This is a genomic window from Serratia sp. EC4 (genome assembly GCF_059652115.1).
Map to the genome: position 1 here is coordinate 109,147 of NZ_JBNIDE010000005.1, position 22,391 is coordinate 131,537.

At 60.8% G+C, this 22,391-nt stretch carries 21 protein-coding genes; 13 read left to right on the forward strand and 8 right to left on the reverse strand.

The genetic code is table 11. From position 1 onward, the window contains the following. Positions 1-24: 24 nt before the first annotated feature. Entirely contained in the window at positions 25-882 is an 858-nt protein-coding gene (locus tag ACP39K_RS16560; protein ID WP_497008693.1) for an AraC family transcriptional regulator, read from the reverse strand. Positions 883-1,061: 179 nt separating this feature from the next. Between ACP39K_RS16560 and ACP39K_RS16565 the strand changes: the two genes are divergently transcribed. After that, complete coding sequence (locus tag ACP39K_RS16565) at positions 1,062-2,831, forward strand: ABCB family ABC transporter ATP-binding protein/permease (protein ID WP_244758257.1); 1,770 nt, start codon at positions 1,062-1,064, stop codon at positions 2,829-2,831. An 18-nt stretch (positions 2,832-2,849) separates the two neighbouring features. Here the strand turns inward: ACP39K_RS16565 and betI are convergent, their stop codons facing one another. Then, a complete protein-coding gene (betI, locus tag ACP39K_RS16570) occupies positions 2,850-3,446 on the reverse strand; it encodes a transcriptional regulator BetI (RefSeq protein ID WP_033639489.1) in 597 nt (198 codons plus the stop codon). Positions 3,447-3,604: 158 nt separating this feature from the next. Between betI and ACP39K_RS16575 the strand changes: the two genes are divergently transcribed. Next, positions 3,605-5,149 carry a BCCT family transporter gene (locus ACP39K_RS16575; protein ID WP_033639490.1) on the forward strand — a complete coding sequence of 515 codons (1,545 nt, stop codon included), beginning with the start codon at positions 3,605-3,607 and terminating at the stop codon, positions 5,147-5,149. Between the two features lie 6 nt (positions 5,150-5,155). Here the strand turns inward: ACP39K_RS16575 and ACP39K_RS16580 are convergent, their stop codons facing one another. Then, the gene (locus tag ACP39K_RS16580) at positions 5,156-5,587 is read right to left on the reverse strand and encodes a VOC family protein (protein ID WP_048795930.1); all 432 of its coding nucleotides are present in this window, start codon (positions 5,585-5,587) and stop codon (positions 5,156-5,158) included. Positions 5,588-5,745: 158 nt separating this feature from the next. Continuing rightward, on the reverse strand, positions 5,746-6,663 hold the full coding sequence (locus ACP39K_RS16585; protein ID WP_004931740.1) for a TIGR03571 family LLM class oxidoreductase: 918 nt from the start codon (positions 6,661-6,663) through the stop codon (positions 5,746-5,748). A 669-nt stretch (positions 6,664-7,332) separates the two neighbouring features. On the opposite strand from ACP39K_RS16585, the gene ACP39K_RS16590 reads away from it, so the two are divergent. Beyond that, a complete protein-coding gene (locus ACP39K_RS16590; RefSeq protein WP_497008694.1) occupies positions 7,333-8,598 on the forward strand; it encodes an MFS transporter in 1,266 nt (421 codons plus the stop codon). Positions 8,599-8,634: 36 nt separating this feature from the next. Beyond that, the gene (locus ACP39K_RS16595) at positions 8,635-9,444 is read left to right on the forward strand and encodes a MoaF C-terminal domain-containing protein (protein WP_060445365.1); all 810 of its coding nucleotides are present in this window, start codon (positions 8,635-8,637) and stop codon (positions 9,442-9,444) included. Between the two features lies 1 nt (position 9,445). On the opposite strand, the gene lldD is transcribed toward ACP39K_RS16595, so the two are convergent. From lldD to ACP39K_RS16610, 3 genes are all read right to left on the reverse strand, one after another. Next, entirely contained in the window at positions 9,446-10,585 is a 1,140-nt protein-coding gene (lldD, locus tag ACP39K_RS16600) for an FMN-dependent L-lactate dehydrogenase LldD (protein ID WP_033632193.1), read from the reverse strand. Between the two features lie 42 nt (positions 10,586-10,627). Then, positions 10,628-12,211, reverse strand: a complete 1,584-nt coding sequence (locus ACP39K_RS16605; RefSeq protein ID WP_060445366.1) for an L-lactate permease — start codon at positions 12,209-12,211, stop codon at positions 10,628-10,630. Between the two features lie 323 nt (positions 12,212-12,534). Further along, a complete protein-coding gene (locus ACP39K_RS16610; protein WP_016929942.1) occupies positions 12,535-13,455 on the reverse strand; it encodes a LysR family transcriptional regulator in 921 nt (306 codons plus the stop codon). 178 nt (positions 13,456-13,633) lie between these two features. On the opposite strand from ACP39K_RS16610, the gene ACP39K_RS16615 reads away from it, so the two are divergent. The 3 genes from ACP39K_RS16615 to ACP39K_RS16625 all read left to right on the forward strand — a co-directional run bounded on the left by ACP39K_RS16615 (position 13,634) and on the right by ACP39K_RS16625 (position 15,979). Further along, positions 13,634-15,286, forward strand: coding sequence for a multidrug ABC transporter permease/ATP-binding protein (locus ACP39K_RS16615; RefSeq protein WP_048795933.1), 1,653 nt, complete (start codon positions 13,634-13,636; stop codon positions 15,284-15,286). A 388-nt stretch (positions 15,287-15,674) separates the two neighbouring features. After that, positions 15,675-15,788, forward strand: coding sequence for a YmiA family putative membrane protein (locus tag ACP39K_RS16620; protein ID WP_049232362.1), 114 nt, complete (start codon positions 15,675-15,677; stop codon positions 15,786-15,788). A gap of 23 nt (positions 15,789-15,811) precedes the next feature. Further along, positions 15,812-15,979: a YciX family protein gene (locus ACP39K_RS16625; RefSeq protein WP_016929940.1), complete on the forward strand. Its 168-nt coding sequence runs from the start codon at positions 15,812-15,814 to the stop codon at positions 15,977-15,979. Here the strand turns inward: ACP39K_RS16625 and ACP39K_RS16630 are convergent. Next, positions 15,972-17,192 (reverse strand): CynX/NimT family MFS transporter, encoded by a 1,221-nt coding sequence (locus ACP39K_RS16630; protein WP_089184980.1) that lies wholly within the window; start codon positions 17,190-17,192, stop codon positions 15,972-15,974. The genes ACP39K_RS16625 and ACP39K_RS16630 overlap by 8 nt on opposite strands. Positions 17,193-17,694: 502 nt before the next feature. Here ACP39K_RS16630 and agaR point away from each other — a divergent pair. From agaR to agaF, 6 genes are read left to right on the forward strand one after another with little or no spacing between them, the layout of a single operon-like run. After that, positions 17,695-18,468 (forward strand): transcriptional repressor AgaR, encoded by a 774-nt coding sequence (gene agaR, locus ACP39K_RS16635; RefSeq protein WP_004931804.1) that lies wholly within the window; start codon positions 17,695-17,697, stop codon positions 18,466-18,468. Positions 18,469-18,491: 23 nt separating this feature from the next. Continuing rightward, complete coding sequence (locus tag ACP39K_RS16640; RefSeq protein ID WP_089184979.1) at positions 18,492-19,775, forward strand: D-tagatose-bisphosphate aldolase, class II, non-catalytic subunit; 1,284 nt, start codon at positions 18,492-18,494, stop codon at positions 19,773-19,775. Position 19,776: 1 nt separating this feature from the next. Then, entirely contained in the window at positions 19,777-20,253 is a 477-nt protein-coding gene (gene agaV, locus ACP39K_RS16645) for a PTS N-acetylgalactosamine transporter subunit IIB (RefSeq protein ID WP_004931808.1), read from the forward strand. 14 nt (positions 20,254-20,267) lie between these two features. After that, positions 20,268-21,047, forward strand: coding sequence for a PTS N-acetylgalactosamine transporter subunit IIC (gene agaW, locus ACP39K_RS16650; RefSeq protein ID WP_497008695.1), 780 nt, complete (start codon positions 20,268-20,270; stop codon positions 21,045-21,047). Next, the gene (locus ACP39K_RS16655; protein ID WP_089184978.1) at positions 21,037-21,930 is read left to right on the forward strand and encodes a PTS system mannose/fructose/sorbose family transporter subunit IID; all 894 of its coding nucleotides are present in this window, start codon (positions 21,037-21,039) and stop codon (positions 21,928-21,930) included. The genes agaW and ACP39K_RS16655 overlap by 11 nt, the downstream gene beginning before the upstream one ends. A 10-nt stretch (positions 21,931-21,940) precedes the next feature. Further along, positions 21,941-22,375 carry a PTS galactosamine/N-acetylgalactosamine transporter subunit IIA gene (agaF, locus tag ACP39K_RS16660; protein ID WP_016929935.1) on the forward strand — a complete coding sequence of 145 codons (435 nt, stop codon included), beginning with the start codon at positions 21,941-21,943 and terminating at the stop codon, positions 22,373-22,375. The last annotated feature ends 16 nt before the right edge of the window (positions 22,376-22,391 follow it).

The following is a 22,391-nucleotide window of genomic DNA, read 5'->3' on the forward strand; positions in this document are numbered from 1 at the left end:
GCTCCTTGCGGAGCCGGATGTCAGCTATTTCAGCGGCAGATAAAGATCGGTCACCAGTTCATATTCCGCCACCTCGTGCACGAAGTTGTGGTAGTGGAAATAGAGCGGAAAATCGCGCAGCTCCTCGCCGCTGGCCGGCAACCACTCGCTGTAAAGATAGCGGGCGCTTTCCGAGAGCCCATCCAGCGATCCGAGATGGCGCAGCACCGCACAGCGCCCGGCCGGCAGCGTGCCGTTCACCACGCCGAAGGCGTTGTCCTCCGGGAGCGGCGCAGTGACCTCGCCGCAAATGAAGAAGCGGAAGTCCTGCGCTTCGGTGGCGGCCGGATCGTGCGGTGCGATACCGTAAGTGCGGCTGCTTCTGACCGGCGACAGGCCACTGGTTTTGCGCCACTCGATAAAGCGTGCGGCGGTTTCGTTGACCAGCGCGGACGGGCCGCGATGTTCGATCATCGCCACCGGCGTGGCCGGGAAGTCGACAATGTCTACTTTCATGGGTTGTTTCCTTTTGTGTTTCGGCTCGGGAAAGCGCTGCTGCCAATCGATCCAGGCCGGCCGTTTGCGAAACTGGCTTGGCGTTTGGCTGAACGCCTGTTTGAAGGCGCGGCTGAAGGACTCCGGGTTTTGAAAACCGGCGTCCAGCGCGATGTCAATCACCGGCTCCAGCGGGTTATACGCCAGGCGGTACGAGGCGCGTTTGAGCCTCATCCACTGGATATAACGCCACACCGAGATGCCGCAATACGCGCTAAACTGGCGTTGAAAGTGAAAGCGCGAAAAGTGGGCCACTTCGCTCAGTTTTTCGACGGTGAGCGCCTCGTCCAGGTGGCGGTCGATATAGTCAAAGACCAGCGCAAAGCGCTTTGCATACGTCTGGGTCATGTGATTGTCTCCTCCATGCCTGAACTTTGCCCGAGCCGCCGCCGCTTCTCCTGACGGATGATGCTGAGTTGTCGCCGCAGGAAAATGGGAGGGTGCGGCGTTCGCCGTCGGCCAGGCCAAACTCATAACCCCGCGCGGCTGTGCGCCGCGATCCCGATCGAGAAGATGAATATTACATGATGGATCGTTCCCGTTTGCTGAAATTCCTGCTGCCCTATCTGTGGCCGAAAGACAACCCGCGGCTGCGGGGGTATCTGGTGGTGGCCTTCGTGTTCATGGTGGCGGCCAAGGTCAGCACCACGCTGGTGCCGCTGGCTTATAAAGCTATGGTCGATGCGCTGAGCGGCGAGACGGCGAAAATGCTGGCGGTGCCGCTTGGGCTGATCGTCGCCTACGGCGTGGCGCGGGTGGGCGGCGCGCTGTTTGAGGAACTGCGCAACGTGATGTTTATCCACGTCAGCCAGAACGCCACGCGCCTGTTGGGCGTGCGGGTGTTCCGCCAGCTGCATGCGCTGAGCCTGCGTTTCCATCTGGAGCGCCAGACCGGCGGATTGTCGCTGTCCATCGAGCGCGGCACTCAGGCGGTGTCCACGGTGCTGTCGCGGCTGCTGTTCTCCATCGTGCCGATCCTGTTCGAGCTGACGCTGGTCACGGCGATCATGTGGCATATGCTGAACGGCTGGTTCGCGCTGGCGATCCTGACGACGGTCGGCTGCTACATCCTGTTCACCGTGTTGGCGGTCAGCTGGCGCACCCGCTTTCGCCGCGAGCTCAACAAGGCCAATGCCGACGCCAACAGCAAATCCATCGACAGCCTGCTGAACTATGAGACCGTGAAGTACTTCGGCAATGAAGAGTTCGAGGCCGAGCGTTTCGACCTCTCGCGCCGGCTGTACGAATACGCCGCCATCAAGAACCAATTCAGTTTTACGGCGATCAACCTGGGGCAAACCGCCATTATTTCGATCGGACTGATCGTGATGATGACCATGGCGGCGCAGGGCATTACCCAGGGGACGATGACGGTCGGCGACTTCGTGCTGGTCAATGCCTATCTGCTGCAGCTGTATCAGCCGCTGAACTTCTTCGGCTTTATTTATTCCGAGGTGCGCCAGGCGCTGATCGACATGGAGAACATGTTCGATCTGCTGCAGGAACCGCGTGAGATCGTCGATAGCCCGGATGCGCAGCCGCTGCGCCTCGATCGCGGCGAAGTGAAGTTCGACGCGGTCAGCTTCGGTTACGACACGCGTCGGCCGATCCTCAAGCAGGTGAGCTTTACCATTCCGGCGGGCCACACGGTGGCGGTGGTCGGCGCCTCCGGCGCGGGCAAGTCCACGCTGTCGCGCCTGCTGTTTCGCTTTTACGACGTGCAGGGGGGCGCCATTACCCTCGACGGCCAGGACATTCGCCAACTGACCCAGACCAGCCTGCGGCAGGCGATCGGCATCGTGCCGCAGGATACGGTGCTGTTCAACGATACGTTGCGTTATAACATCGGTTACGGCAAAACCGGCTCCAGCGATGAAGAAATCGAGCGGGCGGCGCGGCTGGCGCATATCCATGATTTTATCGTCGGTCTGCCCGACGGTTACGACACCCGGGTGGGTGAGCGCGGGCTGAAGCTGTCGGGCGGGGAAAAGCAGCGGGTGGCGATTGCGCGCACCATTCTGAAAAATCCGGCCATCCTGGTGTTTGACGAGGCGACCAGCGCGTTGGATACCCAGACCGAGCGCGAAATCCAGGGGCACCTGCGCGAGGTGAGCCGCAACCACACCACGCTGGTGATCGCTCATCGGCTCTCCACCGTGGTGGACGCCGATGAAATTATCGTGCTGGAGGCGGGGGAGATCGTCGAGCGCGGGGGGCACGAGGCGTTGCTGGCCGCGAACGGCCGTTACGCCGCCATGTGGCAAACCCAGTACAGTGAAGAGCAGGAACCGCACTGATGGAGCCGCCGTTCACGTTCACCCCTGCTGCTGGGCGGCGTTGAGCCGCTGCGCCACGTAGTCGCAGGCGATGCGGCAGTCCTGCTTTAGGTCTGTCTCGTCGCCGGCCAGGCTGCCGCGCAGCCAAAGCCCATCGATCATCGCCGCCAGCCCGCGCGCCGCGTCGCGCGCCTGCTGCAGCGGCAGCTCGCGGCGGAACTGGCTGCAAATATTGGAATAGAGCCGCCGATCGTTGGCGCGCTGCAGGCGGCGCAGCACCGGCTGATGCATGCTGGCGGCCCAGAAGTCGAGCCAGGCGCGCATGGACACGGCGTTGGTTTGGCTGGGGTGGAAGTTGCCCTGGATAATGGCGAACAGCTGTGACTGGCTGTCGCTCGCCGCTTGCGCGCGGCACTCGGCCACCGCGTCGCGCAGATCGCGCAGGATCTTGCGCATGGTGGCGCTCAGCAACCCCTCTTTATCGCCAAAATAGTGGCTGACGATGCCGGTCGACAGCCCGGCTTCTTTCGCGACCTGAGAGAGAGTGACGCCGGCCAGCCCGACGACGTTTATGGTCTCGAAGGCGGCGTTAATCAACTGCTCCTTACGCTGCTCAGGAATGTCTCTGCGGTACATATTTTCCCCAACTGATAGGCAAATCACACTTTGAATTTGATTGATTGAACGGTCAATCAATACTCTATATGCTGCGAAAATGTCAAATAAATGACGATAGAATGTTAATTAAAAGTTGCATTTAAATCGTCTGTCTTTCGCATCATGGAAGCCTGCCAATGACAACAAAAACTCCTCCATCGCTTGACGAAGAACCTGTCAGATTGAATGTTCCGGTATTTTTCGGCTCGGCGGCGGTGATCCTGCTGCTGGGATCGCTGGTCGTGCTGTTTCCCGCCGCCAGCAAACAGTGGTTGAACGCCGCGCAAAGCTGGGTCGCCGACGTGTTCGGCTGGTACTACATGCTGTTGATGGTCGCCTGCATGGTGTTCGTCTTCTGGCTGGCGCTGTCGCGCTTCGGCCATATTCGCCTCAGCCAGGATGACGAACCGCCGCAGTTCAGCTATCCCTCGTGGGTGGCGATGCTGTTCTCGTCGGGCATCGGCATTGCGTTGGTGTACTACGGCGCCTACGAACCGCTGGATCACTTCCTGTCGCCACCGGAAGGCAGCGGCGGCACCGTGCAGGCGGCGCGGCAGGCGATGGCGCTGACCTTTTTGCACTGGGGGCTGCACGGTTGGGCGCTGTATGCGCTGATCGCCACCGCGCTGGCCTATTTCGCCTATTGCCGCGGCCTGCCGTTGGCGCTGCGCTCTGCGTTATACCCGATCTTCGGCGAGCGCATCCACGGCGGCGCCGGCCATCTGGTGGACAGTTTCGGCATTCTGGTGACGGTGATTTCGATGGTGACCAACCTGGGGATCGGCGCGCTGCTGGTGAACTCGGGGCTGTTTTATCTGTTCGACATTCCGCAAAGCACCGGCGTGCTGCTGGCGCTGATCGTGGTGATGATGGTGGTGGCCACGCTGGCGGCGGTCACCGGCGTCGAGAAGGGCATTGCCATGCTGTCGAACATCAACGTCGGCTTCCTGTGCCTGTTGCTGCTGTTCGTGTTTCTGGCCGGCCCGACGCTGAATCTGCTCAACGGCATGTTGCAGAACCTCGGCGATTATCTCACTTCGCTGGTCAGCCGCAGCTTCGATATGTATTTGTACGGCAAGGCGCGCCAGTGGCAGGGCGCCTGGACGTTATTCTATTGGGCCTGGTGGGTGGCGTGGGCGCCGTTTGTCGGGCTGTTCATCGCGCGCATCTCCAAAGGGCGCACCATTCGTGAACTGATCTTCGGCGTGTTGCTGATCCCGTTGGGCTTCACGCTGGCGTGGCTGTCGATCTTCGGCAATACCGCCATCAGCCTGGTGTTGGAAGGCGGGCAGGCGATCCTCGGGCAGGTGGCGCAAAGCGATCCGCCGATGGCGGTGTTCAAGCTGTTCGAATACCTGCCCTATACCCAGCTGACCGCCGGTTTTGTGGTGGCGATCAGTTTCGTGCTGTTCCTGACGCCGGTCGATTCCGGCACGCTGATGATAGCGAACCTCTCCTGCCAGGGCGGTTCCGCCCACGATGACGCGCCGGCCTGGCTGCGGGTATTTTGGGCGGCGGTCACCACGTTGATCTGCGCCGGGTTGCTGTACGCCGGCAGTTTCAGCGCGATGCAGACTGCGGTGGTGCTGTGCGGCCTGCCGTTCTCGGCGGTGATCGTGTTGTACATGGTCAGCCTGCGCAAGGATCTGCGCGGTTACGCCATGACGCCGGCGCTCCCCTGAGGCGGTTTATTCGTCCGCGCGCGGCCGGTGATGCACGTATTCGATAATCGTGCCGTCCGGCAGGCGGGCATTGAAACAGGCGCCGGTGGGCACTTCCACCGGGCCAAAGAAGATATCGGCTCCGGCGGCCAGCAGCCGCTGATGGTAGGGATAAATGTCATCGACCAGCAGCGTGCCGACGGTGCTGCGGAAAGGGCGCAGGCTTTCTTCCGAGCCTTCCAGGATCAGAAACGGCCCCACCGCCGCCAGCACCAGCCGATGCGCGGGAAAGTCGAAACGCATATCCGCTTCCACGCCGTGCAGCTGCTCGTAAAACGCGATGGCGCGGTCAATTTCACCTTCGTTGACGTAGACCCGGATCAGCACGCGCGGCTCGCGCAGCGATGAAGAGTCGGCGGTTTTGCGCCAAAAGCCCGCTTCTGTCAGTTTTGCCGTCATTGCTCATTCCTCATGGTGGCTCGTTTCCCCGTCATCATGCCGCCGTTTGGCCGCAGGGATTAGACTGAGTTGCTATGAAATAGCAGCGGCGGAAATAAAAAAGCCCCGGTAACGGGGCAAAGACCAGCTCAGGTCGGAATAGCGGGCTAAAGCGGGCGTCAGGCGCGATGGAATTCCGGCAACACCAGTTGACCGATCTCCTGCATCGTCTCTTCCAGCGGCCGCTGGTTGCGGCGGAAATGCAGGCCGATGTGGTTGACCCCGGCGTCACGCATGGCGCTCAGTTCCTGAATCAATCCATTACGGCCGCTCTTGATGCCGAAGCGATGGCGCTGAATCGGCGCATCGGCGTTATCGGTGAGGTCGAGATGAATAAAGCTGACGTAAGGCTTGTCACCGGCTACGTTGCGCCAGAGTTTGACTCGCGAAACGTGGTCCGCAGGCGTGCCGGGATACGACAGCCAGCCATCCATATTTTTGCCCACCCACTCGGGCGTTTGCTGCGCCAACCCGGCGACCAGCAGCGGCGGCGGCGGCGTGGCCGGCAGCAGGCGCAATCCAGGCTGGAGCGCGCTGTCGGCTTCCCCTTTGAGAATGCCGACGCTGGTGCGGAAGTTTTCACCGCGCGCGGCGTAATCGGCGCCGAACAGCGGGTACTCCACGGGGCGATCGCCGCTGGCGACGCCGAGCAGCAGACGATCGCCGCTCAGCGTTTGCAGCGTGGAAGCCGCTTTGCGCACCAGCCACGGCTGGCGCAGCGGCAGCACCACGGCCGCGGTGCCCAGCAGAATATTGCGCGTCAGGCTGGACAGGTAGCCGAGGTAGGTAAAGGTCTCAAACACCTGCGCGGCGTCGCCGAAGTCCGGATCGTACAGCGGCACGTCGCGAACCCAGGCGGCGCGAAAGCCGAGCTCATCGGCCAGCTTGATGCGCGCAGCGTGTTCGCTCATGTCCGGCACGCCGAACGGTCGCCCGTCCTGCTGGCGTTTCAGCTGCCCGCTGGTGGACCAATCGTTGTCCAGCGGCAACTCGATGCCGATGGAAAGCGGCTCCCGGGTTAGTCTTTCGATGCTCATGTGTCACTCCGTCTCAGGCCTTGCGGCGCGGTGTCGAACGATGGCCCGAAGTGTTGCATGGCGCTAAATTGAGATAAACAGCCCTAATCGCAATAGATAATTGCTGTTGCGAGCATAATTGCTTTGCAGGATACGGCATGCTTGTCGTGATTTACGTCACGCTCTGCGCTTTTGCTATTGTCCAGATGAAATTATGTAATCCTGCCGATAGCCTTTCCCTCATAAGAGTTAGTTTGTTGTGCGGCAATAAAATAAAACGAAATGATTCAATAGATAAAAGTCAAACTGAATATTCCCCAGCGTTCATTCAATACGGATAAAAAATTAATAAGCCTGAAGAGTGATCGTTGAGATTATTCGCAAATGGCGTGGAAATAGGCATTTTTAACCGAAGAAAAATACCCGTTATTATTTTATTGTCTGTAAAAACAGAGGGGTAAAATATCTTTTTGTGATAATGCGATTTTGAAATAGTACCGAATAAAAACTTCATTCGTCTCTAAGAAAGCGCCGGTTGACAGACCGCCGGCTTACGATAATTTTATGTCATTAACATGTTAATGAGTTGTTGTCGTGACGGAGGGCCAATATCTCTCTTGGCCGTGCGCTTAACACACTTATGCCATGGCGGCTTGCCATTCATAAGTTAACTTATGGACACATGACGCTATGAATACATCGCCAGAGCCTCGCAGCGCATTAAGTGAAGAGAACCGGTTGCTGATTATTTTATTTTTCGTTTTCGGCTGCGTGTTCGTCGATCGTCTGACCATCTCGTTTCTGTTTCCGATGATTGCCGCCGACCTCAAGCTCAGCAACGTGCATCTCGGCACCCTGTCGGCGGTGCTGGCGTTAACCTGGGCGCTGTCTGGCGCCGGGCTGGGGGCGATAGCCGATCGTTTTAATATCCGTAAACCGATGCTGATCTTGTCGATCCTGGTGTTTTCGCTGTTCTCCGCGCTGTCGGGGTTGGTCAGCGGCTTTGCCATGCTATTGATCTTCCGAGCGTTGATGGGGATCGCCGAAGGGCCGGTATTGCCGATCGCACAGTCGTTGATGGTGGAAAAATCGCAGCCGCAGCGCCGCGGTTTCAACATGGGATTGATTCAGGGCGCGGCGCCGGGGCTGCTGGGCGGCATTATCGCGCCGCCGCTGATCATCTATCTGGCGCAGAAGTGGGGCTGGAGCATGGCGTTTCACCTGACCGCCGTGCCGGGCGTCATTCTGGCGTGGCTGATCTATCGCTATGTGAACGGCAAGAAGGATCCCGCTTTCAGCGCCGCGCCGGCGGCCGACAAGGCGGCGAACAAAGGTGCTTACGGCGAGCTGTTCAAAATCAAGAACGTGGCGCTGTGCATTCTAATCTCCTGTGTGTTCGTCACCTGGTTCATGATCATCATTACCTTCACCCCCAACTTTTTGGTGACCGACCGCGGCTTCGGCGAAGGCACGATGGGCGGCATCATGAGCGCCATCGGCGCCGCTTGGGTATTCTGGGGCGTGGCGGTGCCGGCGATCTCCGATCGCTTCGGCCGCAAGCCGACGCTGATCTTCTTTTCGCTGCTGGCGGTGTGCTGCCCGCTGTTTCTGAGCTACGTCGATAATCCGTGGCTGCTGGGCGTGCTGGTGTTCCTGTCTTATACCGGCCTTGGCTGTTTCACGCTGTTTATGGCCACCATCCCGTCTGAAACGGTGTCGCCGACCCGCATCGCTACCGCGTTGGGGCTGGTGATGGGGATTGGCGAGGTGATTGGCGGCTGCCTGGCGCCGTTTATCGCCGGGCTGATCGCCGATCGCTACGGGCTGGTCAGCGTGATGTGGCTCGCGGCCGCCGGCGCCGTGTGCGCCGGGGTACTGAGTTGTTTTCTCGATGAAACCGCCCCTGCCGTGGTGAACCGCCGAGCGGTGAAACCGGCGGGCGTCGCCGACGTCTGAGGCGGTTTTCATCCCATTCAATCAAGGAGAGCGAAGATGTCAGCAGAACCATCCGTACTGAATCAAAATGCCGAACCGGACTGGAAGAATTACGACGATTTCGCGCGCGGCATCGACACCAACCGGCTGCCGGGCACTCAGGACTGGCGCGGCAAAACGTTGCAGATCGCCTTTGAAGGCGGCGGGGAAATCACGCTGCGTTTCAGCGCCGATCGGCAGCGGGTGCTGTGGGCCTGGGGCGGGGAGAGCGGCGAGGACGCTTACGAAGAGGTGCAAACCTCCGCCGCGCGCTATTTCTTCAATATTCCGCTGCAGACGCCGGGCAACGAATGCCTGACGCTGGTGCTCAACCGCGACAGCGGCCGGGCGCTGCTGGTGCGCAGCACGTTGCTGCCCGAGCAAACGGTGGAAAAGGGATCCCGCCTCAAGCAAAGCTTCCACGTTGGGCTGATTGCCGGCGTCACGCCGGGCGGCGTCGCGCCGCATCTGACCCGCGAGCTGATCGGTTATCGCACGCTGAACGTCTATAGCCCCAACCACTATTACGAACACTTCTACGTCAACACCGAGCGCTACGCCTGGCAAAACCTGCGCGGCGAACAATTCGGCCACGGCGACATGGACTACGCCACTTACTACAAGTTTGAGGACGAGATGTTCCTGTTCACCTTCCGGGAAAAGATTATCCCGGTGTGCTCGGTGTTCTTCTTCGACTTTGTCTCCGGGCGCTGCACCGGCACCTTCCTCGGGTTGGACGCCGCCGGCCGGGTGTTGGTGTCACCGGCCGGGGCGTTCATCAGCAAGATGAGCTACAACGCCTACCCGGAAGGGGTACAGCCGCTTTGATTCAGGCGTTTCTGACCAGCGATCCGGCGTTGATCTCCGCAATGGTTTTCGCGCCGGTGAGCGTCATGGCGACGCGCATCTCTTTGTCGATCAGATCCAGCAAGTTAGCCACCCCGGCTTCGCCGGCCGCCGCCAGCGCATAGACGAAGGCGCGCCCCAGCAGCACGCTGTCGGCGCCCAGCGCGATCATGCGCACCACGTCCAGGCCGCTGCGGATGCCGGAGTCGGCCAGCAGGGTGATGTCGCCTTTCACCGCGTCGGCGATCGCCGGCATGGCGCGCGCGGTCGACAGCACGCCGTCCAGTTGGCGGCCGCCGTGGTTGGAAACGATGATGCCGTCGGCGCCGAAGCGCACCGCGTCTTTGGCGTCTTCCGGATCCAGAATGCCTTTGATGATCATCGGGCCGTCCCAGAACTCGCGGATCCACTCCAGATCTTTCCAGGAAATCGACGGATCGAAGTTGGCGCCCAGCCAGCCGATGTAATCTTCCAGGCTGGTCGGTTTACCGCGGTAGGCCGAGACGTTGCCCAGGTCGTGCGGCTTGCCGAACAGGCCGACATCCCAGGCCCACTGCGGATGGGTAAACGCCTGCAGCACGCGGCGCAGGGCGGCGTTGGGGCCGCTCATCCCCGAGTGGGCGTCGCGGTAACGGGCGCCGGGCACCGGCATGTCGACGGTAAAGACCAGCGTTTTCACGCCTGCGGCTTTGGCGCGCTCCAGCGCGTTGCGCATAAAGCCGCGATCTTTCAGCACGTAGAGCTGGAACCACATCGGCCGATCGATCGCCGGCGCCACCTCTTCGATCGGGCAGACCGACACGGTGGACAGCGTGAACGGGATGCCTTTTTTGGCCGCGGCGCGCGCGGCCTGCACTTCGCCGCGGCGGGCGTACATGCCGGTCAGCCCCACCGGCCCCAGCGCCACCGGCATCGCCAGCTGCTCGCCGAACAACGTAGTCTCCAGGCTGAGTTCGGACATATTGCGCAGCACGCGCTGGCGCAAGGCAATATCGGCCAGATCTGCGGTATTGCGCTTAAGCGTATGCTCCGCGTAGGCCCCGCCGTCGATATAGTGAAACAGAAACGGCGGCAGTTTGGCCTGGGCGGCGGCCCGGTAGTCGGTTGACGCGGAGATGATCATAGTGTTTACCTTCTTGTCTTGCTTGCGATAACGAGTGTTCGGTCAGAGCGTGAGGATCGTTGCCATACCGGCCGCAATCCCGCCGTACGCCAGCATCGGCAGTACGGTCCTTCTGATGATTTTGCCTTCGGCGTTGCCGATCCCGAGGATCGAACAGACCGCGATAATGTTGTTCAGGCACACCATGTTGCCCATGGCGCCGCCGACGGACTGCAAGGCCAGCGTCAGGTTGACATCAAGACCGCTGCTCTGGGCGATCGACTGCTGAATGCCGCCGAACGTCAGGTTCGAAACGGTATTGGAGCCGGAGAAGAACGAGCCCAGCGCGCCGAGGAACGACGAGAACAGCAGCCAGCTGTCGCCGGTCAGCGCCGCCAGCGCTTTACCGATCAGGATCACCGGCGCGTTGTCGCCGCCCTGCATCATCAGGTTAACCATCACCAGCGCGCCGAACAGGGCGATAAAGGGCCGCGCGATGCGCCCGCCGGTTTCGCTGAACATTTGCCGCACCTGGCCGCCATTCAGACGGAACAGCGGAATACACAGCAGCACCACCAACAGGAACGGGATCAGCGCCGGGACATACAGCGTTTTGTAGCCGGCGGCGGCGGCGGTGCCCAGCACCTGCTGCAGTTCGACGATCAGCGCCCGGCTGATGCGCAGCTCCCCGAGCCAGCCGAGGTTTTCCTGCCACAGCAGCGCGGTGTTGTTGAGCAGCGCCTTGAGGCCCAACTGGTGGACGCGCGTCACTATCAGAATAGCAATCAGCAGCAGGGTCGGGGTCATGGCCTTGACCACCTGCATGAACGGCACCGCCTGCGCGGCGCTCTGCGGTTTGTCGCCGCGGGCGAGGCCGATGCCACCGCGCGCCAGCAGCACCGACAGCGCCAGGCCGATCGCGCCGCCGACCAGCGCCGGGAACTCATAGTTCACCTGGGCCAGCAGCAGATAGGGCAGGGTGCAGCTCAGCACGCTGAGCAGGATAAACGGCAGGTTGCGGCGGATATCCTGCCAGGAAACGATAAAGCGCAGCGCCAGCAGAGGAATGACGAAGCCGGCGACAACGTGGATCAGCGCGGTTTGCCGGCCGATCTCCAGCAGGCTGGCGTCCGACAGGCCTAGGTTGGCAAAGCCGAACCAGGTGGGGGTGCCTACGGCGCCGAAGGAGACCGGCACCGAGTTCATCACCAGCGTCAGCAGGGCGACGCGCAGCGGGTTGAAGCCCAGCCCGACCAGAATCGGCGCGGCGATGGCGGCCGGTGTGCCGAAGCCGCTGGCGCCCTCGATCATAAAGGCGAATGCCCAGCCGATAATCATCAGTTGGGCCACGGGATTGGGGCTGATGGTTTCCAGCCAGCGGCGCACCACGTTTTCCGCGCCGCTTACCTGCATCAGTTTGTTGAGCAGGATGGCGCCGGCAATGATGGTGATCGGCGTCAGCGTCGACACCAGCGCGGTGATGATATTGGCATGCAGCAGCCGCAGCGAGGCATCGAACCACAGGAGCTGTACGGCATACACCACGGCGGCCGTCAGCGGCAGGGCGAGGTAAGAGGGCACGCCATTCCTTTTGGTCATCATCCAAATCAGCAGGATGATGGGCGCAATACTGAAAAGCAGGGGCATAAGATCCTCAGGGTTATTATTTTTATGGGTAGAGAGATGTAGCTGAAAGGTTAATTACCGCAACATTTTCATTCTAATCACAACGTTGGCGATGATGCCATGCGGTAATTTTTTAACATCGGCGAACGGCGTCGGCGCAGGGAAAAACGCCGGTAGAAGGGGTTAAATTAATTGATTTAAAATCAGTATGATAGGGAGTATGGATGTGCGGTAAGTGCGCGAGCTCACATTAATTAGGCGGTAATGTTCAATAGATTATGTCCAAAAATGCCGTAATCCCCACGGTCTTTTGCGGTAGCGGGGAAATAATCCGAGAGGAAAACTCAAAAATAATGGCTGATATTTTGGTAGGAACCGATGATATGTTCGATCAGCAGACGGGTTTTTAACGGCAGATTGCGGGTGTAAGGATAAACGGCGTAAATGCCCAGCACTTTGCCGCAGTGGCCGGCCAGGATCTCCGTCAGTTTACCGTCCTGCAAATCTTCATACACCATGCAGCGCGGCACCATGGCGATGCCGTGGCCGCCGATCACCGCTTTGCGGATCGCCCGCGCATTGTTGGCCGACAGGTTGCCGTTAACCTGCAGCTCGTAGATGTCGTTGCGCCCCGGCCGCTTCATCAGCCAGTTGGCGGTGCCGCTCTCTTGGTAGGTGTAGGTCAGGCAGTTGTGGCTCAGCAGATCGTCGGCGCTGCGCGGTTCCGGGTGGCTTTCCAGGTAGCCCGGCGAGCAGACGATCACCCAGCGGGAATCGAAGATCGGCCGGGCAATCAGGCTGGAGTCCGGCATGGTCCCGGTACGGATCGCCAGATCGATGCCTTCTTCCACCAGATCGACGAAGCGGTTTTCCAGCCGCATTTCGACCTTCAGGCTGGGATGCAGGGCGCAAAATTCCGCCACGCTTTCGCTCAGCAGCAGCTCGCCCGAAATGGTCGGCACCGACATGCGGATGGTGCCGGTCAACTCTTCGCTCTTTTCGCTGACGGCGTACAGCGCCTCCTGCACTTTGGCGCCGATCTCTTTGGCCTGCTGGTAGAGCGCCTGGCCGCTTTCGGTCAGCGTCAGGCTGCGGGTGGTGCGGTACAACAGGCGGGCGCCCAGCGATTTTTCCAACCGCCCGATGCGTTTGCTGACCACCGAGCTGGTGATGCCGGCGCTCTCCGCGGCTTTGCTGAACGAGCCGCAGTCGACAATCAGGGCAAACAGAATCAGGTCGTTGGCGTATTCGTGAGTGGCGAGCATAATCGGCTGTTCCCTTCAGCGGCAAGTGGCGCCAGTGTAAGTCTCTCGTTTCAATAAGCAATCATCAAAATGCCCTTGGCGTCGAAATCAGAGGCTGCGCGAACAATGAGAATTCGTCTTGATCTCATTCTCGCGCCGCTTACAATGCCTGCCAGATCGCGACTTCAGAGGTTTTTTCATGGAACTGCTACGGGTGGTTTATCACCAGTATCGTTGGTCATTTCTGGCGGTTATGGCATTGACCATGACCAGCGCCGGCTTGGGCATCGGTATCATTGCGTTTATCAATCAATACCTGATGGAGGCCGGCGGCGATGCATTGGCTGTGCTGCCGATGTTTCTCGCCCTGCTGGCATTGCTGATGGCGGTCACGCTGGGATCGCAATTGGCGCTGACGACATTGGGCCATTACTTCGTCTACCGTCTGCGCGGGCAGTTAGTGAAGCGCATCCTGGATACCGATATTGAACGCCTTGAACAGTTAGGCAGCGCCTCATTGTTGGCCAGCCTCTCCAGCGATGTCCGCAATATCACCGTCGCCTTCGTGCGCTTGCCCGAACTGGTGCAAGGGGTGATTTTAACCCTGGGGTCGGCGGCCTATCTGGGGTGGCTATCGCCGAAAATGCTGGCGGTGACGGCGGTGTGGGTCGCCGTCACCGTGGTGGGCAGCGGCTGCCTGGTCTCGCGGGTTTATCGCCATATGGCCAGTTTGCGCGAGTCGGAAGAGCGCCTCTATCATCATTACGAATCGGTGATTGACGGTCGCAAGGAGCTGACGTTAAACCGCAAGCGAGCGCAGGCGCTGTACGAACAGACCTATCAACCCGATGCGCAAGCTTACCGCCACCATATCATTCGCGCCGATACCTTCCATTTGAGTGCGCTCAACTGGTCAAATATCATGATGTTGGGGGCGATCGGACTGGTGTTCTTTATGGCTAACAGCCTGGGATGGGCGGACTCGGCGGTGGCCGCCACGTATTCCCTGACGCTGCTGTTCTTGCGCACGCCATTACTGCAGGCGGTCGGGGCGTTTCCGACGCTGGTCAGCGCCGAAGTCGCCTTCAACAAGCTGAAGACGCTGCGCCTGGCCGAGTACCAACCGGCGTTTCCTGCCGCCGCAGGCCGTTCCTGGCAGACGCTGGAGCTGCGCGACGTGGTTTTTCACTATGCCGATACGGAGCAACAGCCCGGTTTTGCCGTCGGGCCGCTTAATCTGACGCTGCGGCGTGGCGAGCTGGTCTTTTTGATCGGCGGCAACGGCAGCGGCAAGTCAACGCTGGCGATGCTGTTGACCGGGTTGTACCGGCCGGTGAGCGGGCACATCGTTCTGGATGGCGTCGCACAGACCGCGGCGGATATGCCGGGCTATCGTCGGCTGTTTTCGGCGATTTTCACTGATTTTCATCAGTTCGATCGTTTGCAAGGGCCGGAAGGCGGCGAGCCCGATGCGGAACTGGTCGCCGGCTGGCTCGAGCGGTTGAATATGAAAAGCAAACTGCAGTTCGACGGCGCCAGGGTGACCAACCCGCAACTGTCGCAGGGGCAGCGCAAGCGTCTGGCTTTGCTGCTGGCCGTGGCGGAACAGCGCGATATCTTGCTGTTGGATGAATGGGCCGCGGATCAGGATCCGCAATTCCGGCGCATTTTCTATCGCGAGCTGTTGCCAGAACTGCGCGCGCTGGGCAAAACGGTGTTTGCCATCAGCCATGACGATCACTATTTCGAACACGCCGATCGGCTGCTTGAGATGCGCTCGGGTCATTTACGTGAGCTGACCGGCAGCGAGCGTGAACACGCCAGTCGGGATTCCGTCAGCAGAATCGGTTAACTCACACCGGCCCGAGCGAGACTAAAGCGGGCCGGCGCTTCTCTCCGCATGATCCCAGTACGTCGCTTCATTTTATCCCCCGCCTTCAGCGCTGTCTGTTGCCGATTTGGCTTATGGCCAGTCAAGTAATTGATAGTTGAATTATTTACTAGTGGTTTAATTTTGACCTTTAAAGATATGGCACACTGCACGTTCGTTCGCCTATCAATTCAAGTTATCGCCTGCCGATAACAGTGATATCCACGGTGCCGTTCTTACTGAGGCGGTGATGCAGGTCTATGGCTAGCAGCTGTTTTTTAAATTTCCATAGGAAAAAACGACTTTATCGATCGTTAAAACAGATCGATAATTGTCGTTTGAATGGTTTAATCTATTGGTTGAGGGCGCTGTGGTGAGCAAGGATGGATCTGATATCAAACGTAGAGCATGGCTGTGTGTGTTTATCGGTAGCGGGCTGTTCTGGCTGTTAACCGCCGCCGTGATTTATTGGTTACTGAGTTAGCAGGTTAAGCAGGAAGGCGATTCGTGAACAAAAAGCAGGCTAAAAACCGTGAGGGCGCTGAGCGTCGCGCACAGTCCAAAATTCCGCCGTCATGGGTGCTGAGCGATGAGCAGCGCGCCTTTATTGAAGATTTATGGCAGGACACCGACTCTGAGCCGGCGCGTCCCCCATTGCGCCGCAGCGTTAGCTGATCACGCGGCTGCGGCCGGCCAGCGCGCCGAACAGCATTTGCAAGACGGTCAGGCCCAGCAGGGCGATTAACGGCAAGCGCCAGCCTTCCGTCAGATCGTGCAGCAGGCCGAATAGGGTGGGCCCCAGCGCCGCCAACAGATAACCGACGGATTGCGCCATACCCGACAGCAGCGTCGCCTGATGATGATGCTGACTGCGCAATCCAAAGAACGACAGCGCCAGCACCAGCGAACTCCCCGCCCCCAACCCGGCAAACGTCAGCCACACCAGTGAACTGGCGGGTTGCACCAATAATCCCCCGACGCCGATGAAGATCAGCAGTGAGCTGCCCAACGCTATCGCCCGCTGATCGCGCGCCCGCGGCAAAATCACCACCATGGCAAAGTTGGCGACGATCGCCACCACTTGGTAAACGAACAGTTCGAAACCCGCCTGCTGAGCGGAGGTGCCGTGGCTGGCGGCAAAAGCGCTGAACCAGCCGATGATGGTGTAGAAGGCGATCGATTGCAGCCCCATGAACATCGCCACTTGCCAGCCCAGCGCGCTGCCCCAGGGAGAGCGATAGCGTTGCGGCTCCGTCGGCTGCGGCTCTTTAGTGGCGGGAGTGGCGGAGCGCCGCAGTTGCGGCAACCACACCAGCAGCGCCAACAGCGCAGGCAAGCCCCAGCATAACAAGGAGAACCGCCAGCCAAGGTCGGCCAGCGAAGCCAGCGGCACGGCCAGACCGGAAGCGATGGCGGCAACCAGCGACATCACCGCCGCATAGGCGGCGATCATCGCGGCGGCGCGATGTGGGAAATCTCTTTTCACCAGCGTCGGCAGCACCACGTTGGCGAAGGCGATGGCGGCGCCGATCAGGATGCTGCCCGGCCATAGCATGGCGTCTTGCGGCAGGGAGCGCAGGGCGATGCCGCAGATCAGCAGCGCGAGGGCGAGGCCCAGGGTGCGCTCGATACCGATGCGTTTCGCCAGCGCCGGGGTCAACGGCGAGAGGATGGCGAACAGGATCAGCGGCAGCGAATTGATCAGGCCGGCGGCGGTGGCGGACAACGCCAGCTGTTGCTGGATCTGTTCCAGCAGCGGGCCGACGCTGGTCAGGGCGGCGCGCAAATTGGCCGCGATCAGCATAATGCCGACGATAAGCAGAATAGGGCGGTGTAACCGGCGACGCGGGGTCGCGGTGGACGCTGGGGGTGAAGCGGGTTGCGGCATGGGTTCCTCGCACCAAGGCATGCAGTCAATCAGTGCTGCATGGCGTGATGCGTTGATTGACGTTAACGCTTACGTACCGAAAATCGACGGTATCCGATCGCCAGTGTAGGGAAGATGGCTCGTGCTGACAAGGGTACGGCCCGGCGGGATGGCGGCGGTTAATCCCCGCCGGCCGCCGGATAATTGCCATTATGTGATCTTGGTCACTGAGTGAACTAAAAGTCATGGCGCGGAGCGCACCATGCGCCGCTTTCGCTTTCCGTGCAGCCCACGCCTCAGCGCTCCGGGGGGATCGCCCGTCATGGCATTTCACTTTTTCCCCCTTCCGCTTTTGGGCTTTTCGATCCGTTTCGATTCGAAAGGTTTTTTGGCGGTTTTTTTGCTAAAACGGGGCTGTAATCCCGATCACAATTTCATTGCTTTCGCTTTGCTGTAATGCGAGCGCAGTAGAGCGAAAGCCATCTTCTCCCCGGCGATGCCGGAAACCTGAGGACCGCAGCTCATGCCAGTGAATACCGCAAAGCGACGTGAACACATTATCGATCTGTTATGCGAGCACGGCAGCGTGCGCGTGGAACAGCTCAGCAAACAGTTTGCGGTATCCACGGTGACGATCCGCAACGATCTGCGCTTTCTGGAACGAAAAGGGTGTGCGCTGCGCGCTTACGGCGGCGCGATGCTCAATCAGCAATTCGCTTTCGATCGGCCGCTGCGGGACAAAGGGCGGTTGAATCGCGACGTCAAAACGCTGATCGCCAACGCGGCGGCCGGCTATGTGCGCGACGGCGATGCGCTGATCCTCGATTCCGGTTCAACCACCGCGCAGATCGTGCCGTTCCTGAAGGGGCGGCGCGATCTGGTGGTGATGACCAATGCGCTGAACATTGCCTACGAGCTTTCGGGAAACGACGGGGTGGAAGTCATGGTGCTGGGGGGCAGCGTGCGCCGCAACTCTTACTCGCTCTACGGTCCGGCTGCCGAGCAGCAATTGCGTCAGTACCGCTTCGACAAGCTGTTTTTGGGCGTCGACGGGTTCGACCTGAGCGCCGGCATCACCACGCCTCACCCCGGTGAAGCGCACCTCAATCGCGTGATGTGCGAGGTGGCGCGCGAGATTATCGCGGTGGCGGATGCCAGCAAATTTGGTCGCAAGAGCTTTTGCATGATTCGCGAAGCCGGACAAATCCATCGGCTGATCACCGACAGCCGTCTTCCGGACGATTACGAGCGGGCGTTAACCGAGCTGGGCGTGGAGGTCATCATCGCCGATCGGTAGCAGGGCGCCTGCATGGGGGCTTCATGCAGCAGTTGTTACAGCTTGTCGAGCAGCACAAGGCCGGTATGCCGGTCGGGATCTTTTCCGTCTGTTCCGCCCATCCCTGGGTTCTGAAGGCCGCGCTGCGGCAGGCCAAAGCCCGCGGCACGCCGGTGTTGGTGGAGGCGACGTCCAACCAGGTCAATCAATTCGGCGGCTATACCGGCCAAACGGCGGCCCAGTTCCGCGATGGGTTGTGGCGTCTGGCGGATGAAGTGGGCCTGGCGCGCGAGCGCGTGTGGCTGGGTGGTGATCATCTGGGGCCAAACGCCTGGCAAGATCGCCCGGCTCAGGAAGCGATGGCGCTGGCGGAAACCTTGATAGACGATTACGTTCGCGCCGGATTTCGCAAAATTCACCTCGATTGTTCCATGTCGTGCGCTGATGATCCCTCGCCCCTGGGGGATGCCACGGTTGCCGAGCGGGCGGCGCGTTTGTGCGCGGTGGCGGAACGCGCCTGGGCGCAGAGCGGCGGCGAAGCGCCGGTCTATGTGATCGGCACCGAGGTGCCGGTGCCGGGCGGCGCGCAGGAGGCGCTGGCGGGTCTGCAGGTCACCACGCCGCAGGCGGTGGCGCAAACGCTGGAAACGCATCGTATCGCCTGGCAAAAAGCCGAGCTGAACGATGCCTGGCAGCGAACTATCGCGCTGGTGGTGCAGCCGGGCGTCGAGTTCGATCACCACAGCGTTGAGCATTACCAACCGCAGCGCGCCGACGCATTGAGCCATTTCATCGAACGGCAGCCGGGTATGATCTATGAAGCGCACTCTACGGATTACCAACCGCCGCAGGCCTACCGCCAACTGGTGCGCGATCACTTCGCCATCCTGAAGGTGGGGCCGGCGCTGACCTTCGCGCTGCGCGAAGCGCTGTTCGCCCTCGATCGCATCGAACGCGAATGGCTGGGGGAACGCCAGTCGGCGCAGCTGTGCGCCACGCTGGAGCAGGTGATGCGCGAGCAGCCGCAGCAGTGGAGCCGCTATTACCACGGCACGCCGCACCAACAGTATCTCGATCGCCACTACAGCCTGAGCGATCGGGTGCGTTACTACTGGCCGCAGCTGCAGGTGCAGCAGGCGGTCGACGGTTTGCTGGACAACCTGCGCCGCAGCCCGGCGCCGCTGGCGCTGCTCAGCCAGTACCTGCCGGATCAGGCGCGGGCGCTGAACGCCGGCGAATTGAGCGCCGATCCGCAGGAGTGGGTGCTGCATAAAGTGACGCAGGTGCTCGACGATTACCACGCCGCCTGTTACCCGGAGGGCCGCTGACATGCCGAACATTTTAATGACTCGCATCGACAATCGTCTGGTGCACGGCCAGGTGGGCGTGACCTGGACCAATACCCTCGGCGCCAACCTGGTAGTGGTGGCCAACGACGAGGCCGCCGCCGATCCGGTGCAGCAGAACCTGATGGACATGGTGGTGGCGGAAGGGGTGCAGACCCGTTATTTCACGCTGCAGAAAACCATCGACGTGATCCACAAGGCGGCGGATCGGCAGAAGATCTTCCTGGTGTGCAAAACGCCGCAGGATGTGTTGACGCTGGTGCGCGGCGGGGTGCCGATCCGTTTCGTCAACGTCGGCAACATGCACTTCGCCGAGGGGAAGCGGCAGGTGCACAAAACGGTGTCGCTGGACGACGGCGACGTGGCCGCGTTCCGCGCGCTGGCGGAACTGGGCGTGGAGTGCGAAGTGCGCCGGGTGCCGGATGAAGCGGGCGAGGCGATCGGCAAACTGCTCTTTTGAGCCAGGGGGGAAGCATGTTGACGGATGCGCTATTGATTGCGTTGTTGGCCGGATTGGCCGGGGTTGACCTGTTCGACGGTCTGACCCATTTCCACCGGCCGGTGGTGATGGGGCCGCTGGTGGGGCTGATTTTGGGCGACGTCTACACCGGGTTGCTGGTGGGCGGCACGCTGGAGCTGGTGTGGATGGGCATGGTGCCGCTGGCGGGCGCCCAACCGCCGAACGTGGTGATCGGCGGAGTGATCGGCACCGCGTTCGCCATTCTGACCAAGGCCGACCCTAAAGTGGCGATCGGCGTGGCGGTGCCGTTCTCGATTGCGGTGCAGGGCTGCATCACGCTGCTGTTTACGCTGTACTCACCGATGATGCACCGCTGCGATCGCATGGTGAAAGCGCTGAACTGGCGCGGCATCGAACGGGTGAATTACCTGGGCATCAGCATTCTGTTCATCTTCTATTTCGTGGTGGCGTTCCTGCCGATTTACTTCGGCGCCGATGCGGCCAGCGCCATGGTGCAGAAGGCGCCGGGCTGGCTGCTGGACGGGCTGGCGGTGGCGGGCGGCATGATGCCGGCGATCGGCTTCTCGCTGCTGATGAAAGTGATGATGAAAAAAACCTACGTGGCCTATTTTATCCTCGGTTTCATCTCGGTCACGTTCCTCAAGCTGCCGATCCTGGCGGTGGTGCTGGGCGCCCTGGCGATCGCCCTGATCGATTTCTTCAACACGCAACGCGGCGCGGCAGAGGCGACCGCCCGGCCCGCCCCGCAGGAGGACGCCGAAGATGGCATTTAACGATTCCGACGATCTGCTGGCGCAAAAGGCCGAGCAGCGCATGGCGCAGGCGCTGGCCACCAGCCAGGTGGAGCAGGACGATTATCTGGACAGCCAGCCCGCCGAAGCGCTGACGCGCGGCGACATCAACCGCATGGCCTGGCGTTCGCTGCTGTTGCAGGCGTCGTTCAACTACGAGCGCATGCAGGCGGGCGGCTGGCTGTATCAGTTGATCCCCGGGCTGCGCAAGATCCACCGCAACCCGCAGGATCTGGCCAACTCGATGAAGATGCACATGGAATTTATCAACGTGCACCCGTTCGACGTCACCTTCCTGTCCGGTTTGGTGCTGGCGATGGAGCAGAACAAGGAGAAGATCTCCACCATTCGCGCGGTGAAAGTGGCGCTGATGGGGCCGCTCGGCGGCATCGGCGACGCGCTGTTTTGGCTGACGCTGTTGCCGATCTGCGCCGGCATAGGCGCTTCGCTGGCATTGGAGGGCAGCCTGTTCGGGCCGATCGTCTTCCTGCTGCTGTTCAACCTGTTCCACTTCGGCCTGCGTTTTGGGCTGGCGCACTACGGTTATCAGGCCGGCACCAGCGCGCTGGCGCTGCTGAAGACCCACACCCGGCGCATTTCTCACGCTGCGTCGATCGTCGGCATGACGGTGATCGGCGCGCTGGTGGCCTCGTATGTGCACCTGTCCACGCCGCTGGTGATGCGCGCCGGCAAGGCCAGCGTGGCGCTGCAGACCGACGTGCTGGACAAGCTGATGCCCAACTTGTTGCCGCTGTGCTTCACGCTGCTCATTTTCTTCCTGATGAAGCGCGGTTTCTCGCCGGTGAAGCTGATTGGCGTCACCGTAGCGATCGGCGTGGCGGGCAAATTTATCGGTATTTTGTGAGGAGCGGGCTATGCCAGGCATTGTGATTACCGGCCACGGCGGCTTTGCCACCGGGCTGTTGCAGGCGGTGGAACAAGTGGTGGGGCCGCAGCGGCACTGTGCGGCGGTCGATTTCCCCGAACAGATGAGCACCGCGCAACTCAACGACGCCCTACGCTCGGCGCTGGCGGCGGTGGCGCAGCCGGACGGTGTGGTGTTCCTGACCGATATGCTCGGCGGTTCGCCGTTTCGCAGCGCCTGCGAACTGGCGGATGCGCAGGGCGATTGCGAAGTGCTCACCGGCGTCAACATGCAGTTGGCGGCGGAAATGATGCTGGAGCGCGATGGGCTGAATCTGGATGAATTTCGCGAGATGGCTTTGGCGTGCGGTAAACGCGGCCTGACCAGCCTGTGGCATGAACGCCGCCGGGTGAAGTGCGAAGACGCGCAGGCCGATGGCATCTGAACGAAAACCGGGCGCG